The 2,540-nt window shown below is 68.3% G+C and carries 3 protein-coding genes; all 3 read right to left on the bottom strand.

What is annotated here, in order from left to right; translation table 11 throughout:
* Nucleotides 1–265: 265 nt before the first annotated feature.
* A complete protein-coding gene (locus VGJ14_13610; protein ID HEY2833458.1) occupies nt 266–1,000 on the bottom strand; it encodes a transposase in 735 nt (244 codons plus the stop codon).
* Between the two features lie 116 nt (nt 1,001–1,116).
* Nucleotides 1,117–2,106 (bottom strand): tyrosine-type recombinase/integrase, encoded by a 990-nt coding sequence (locus VGJ14_13605; GenBank protein ID HEY2833457.1) that lies wholly within the window; start codon nt 2,104–2,106, stop codon nt 1,117–1,119.
* Nucleotides 2,103–2,291, bottom strand: a complete 189-nt coding sequence (locus VGJ14_13600) for a hypothetical protein (GenBank protein HEY2833456.1) — start codon at nt 2,289–2,291, stop codon at nt 2,103–2,105. Before VGJ14_13600 ends, VGJ14_13605 begins: the two co-directional genes overlap by 4 nt.
* Between the last annotated feature and the right edge of the window lie 249 nt (nt 2,292–2,540).

Here is a 2,540-nt window from a genome sequence, read left to right as displayed (position 1 = left end):
GCTTAACAACGTCGGCACCCCGACCTCCTTGATTTCGCGGCTCAATAGCCCGGCCTGCACGTACCCCTGTCAACGCTTCGCCGACGCCCTCACAGACGCCAACGCATGACTCAGGGTCACCGTGGGGCGCTAACCCTTCGATGTAGAGCTCTCTCATCTCCTTCTCCATGCCGGTTTATCCCGGCGCTCTAAGCATTCGGTGATCCCGTCAGCCGCCGGGCACTGTCGAATCAGGGCTCGGGCAGCTTGATGAGCCCGCCGGTGGTCATCGGTGGGTGGGTGAGTGTTTCTCGTCGGGTGGGCTGAGGTGTCGTTCGTGGTCTGGACCACCGTCGTGGTCGGGCGGGCTTTCAGGTGCCGGCCCGGCGCGCGGATCGGGCTCGGTGTCGGGTTGGGTGGTGTCGGGTTGGGGTCTGGGGTCGCGTGTCCAGGTGGTGCGGTCGGGGGTGCTGACCGCCCAGGGCAGGAACCGGGTCAGCGCCGGTCCGGTGGGGGCGGTGCCCCCGGCGCGTGCGCACTCGTCGAGGTAGGCCCGCAGGTAGGCCAGCGGGTTGAGCCCGGCCTGGGCTGCGGTGGCGGTGATGGTGAAGACCCGGCTGGCTAGCTGCGCGGAGATGACCGACCCGGACCCGTAGTAGTTCTTCCGGCCGATGACCGGTCCGCGTAGCGCCCGCTCAGAGGTGTTGTTGTCCAGGTCGAGTTCGGGGTATTCGTGGTGTCGGGCCAGTCCGTCCCATTCCCGGTCCAGGGTGGCCAGCACCTTCGCGGCGGCCGGGTGCTGCAGGTCGCGGTGGCGGGCTTGGACGGTGCGTTCGGCGTCGATGGTGTTCAGCGCGGTGCGCAACTGCGTGGCCGCGGTGGTGTGCTCGGGGCTGGCGGGTGTGGCGGCGCGCAGCGCGGTGTGCGCCACGTAGAGCGCGGCGATCCGCTCGATCCAGGCGGCTGCCCAGTCCGCCAGTTCGGGGTGGGCGTCCCCGGCGCGGATGAAGTAGCGGCGGATGTGGGCCTTATCCCGATGTCGGGATAAGGCGCATTACCCCGACTTGCGGATTATCCCGACCTCGGCCCGGTCGGTGCTGGTGGGTGGGGGTGCGCGGGCTGGTCTGGTCGGGATAGTCACAGCGCTTCGAGGAACGCGAGGAGCTGATCCGGTGGCTGGTAGCGGCCGGGTTCGCTGGTCAGTGGGGTGGTCCGGTTCAGCGCTTGCTCTTTAAGCGTCAGATCGGCGTGCAGGTAGATCTGGGTGGTTTGCACGGATTCGTGACCGAGCCAGAGCGCGATCACGGTGGTATCGACCCCGGCGTGTAGCAGCCGCATCGCCGCGGAGTGACGCAGCACATGCGGCGTGATCTTCTTCGTGATCAGTGTCGGGCCGGTGTGGGCGGCTTGCTGGGCGTGGTGGGCGACGCGCCGTTCGAGCGCGTCGAGTGACAGTGGCTGGCCGCGGCGGGTCGGGAACAGCGGATCGGTCGGGCCGCCGGCGCGTTCGGTGGTCCAGACCCGCAGGACCGCGATGGTGGCGGTGGTGAGTGGGGTGATGCGGTCCTTGCGGCCCTTGCCGTGGCAGCTGACGTGAGCCCCGGCGCCGTAGTGCACATCCGCGCAGGTCAGCGAGGTCAGCTCCGAGGCCCGTAGCCCGGTTTGCGCGGCCAGCATGATCAGGGCGTGGTCGCGGCGACCGGTCCAGGTATGTCGGTCCGGGCTGGCCAGCAGTGCGTCGAGTTCGGGCTCGGTGAGGTAGGTGACCAGGGCCCGGTCGGCTCGTTTCGACGGTATCGCCAAGACCCGTGCGATGTCCGCGGCGTGTTCGGGATGACGCAGCGCGGCGAACCGGAACAAGGAGTGGATCGCCGCGAGACGGGCGTTGCGGGTGCGGGCGCTGTTGGCGCGGTCGTGTTCGAGGTGGTCGAGGAACGCCGCGATCAGCGGCGCGTCGAGGTCTGCGAAATCGAGCTGGCCAGGCGCTTTCCCGGTGCGTTGCCCGGTGAACACGATCAGCAGCCGCCAGGTGTTGCGGTAGGCGGTGATGGTGTGTGGGCTGGCTTGGCGCTGTGCGATGAGCCGGTCGGTGAAGAACGCCTGCAAGGTCGGGGCGAGCGCGGTCATGCTCGACCTCCCAGCTGTGTGTCGTGGCCCAGATGCGCGTCGAGGCGCTGCGCGGCCTCGGCGAGCAACTCCGGTGCGGCATGCAAATACCAGTAAGTGCTGGTCGGGTCGACGTGGCCGAGGTAGGTCGACAGCAGCGGGAGCCGGGCCGCGACGTCGCCGCCGTCGCGGTACCAGTCCAGCAAAGTAGCGACAGCGAAACTGTGCCGATTATGGGGAATTCCCCATAAGCGCCATTAGGTGGACGGCGGGGTTATGCGCCCTGCCGGGTCGTTTTGCCTTGGTGAGGGCCGTGTCGGTGGTGTTTTCGTCCGCATAATCCCGGTGGCTGGTGTTACCGCCCCAGCGAGTCGAGCCAGCCGGTAGAGACGGCGCGGGCTGGCTCGCGGTGCTGCTGAGCGCTGCGCGCATCTGCGAAGAATCGCCTGTCTGTT

Source organism: Sporichthyaceae bacterium (assembly GCA_036493475.1).
Lineage (GTDB): Bacteria > Actinomycetota > Actinomycetes > Sporichthyales > Sporichthyaceae > DASQPJ01.
The sequence above is the reverse complement of the archived record's forward strand: the minus strand, read 5'-3'. Positions and strand labels throughout refer to the sequence as shown.

What these genes read in the sequence shown, in the direction of transcription:
- VGJ14_13605 (HEY2833457.1), bottom strand. Translation starts at nt 2,106, where the DNA reads ATGACCGCGCTCGCCCCGACCTTGCAGGCGTTCTTCACCGACCGGCTC.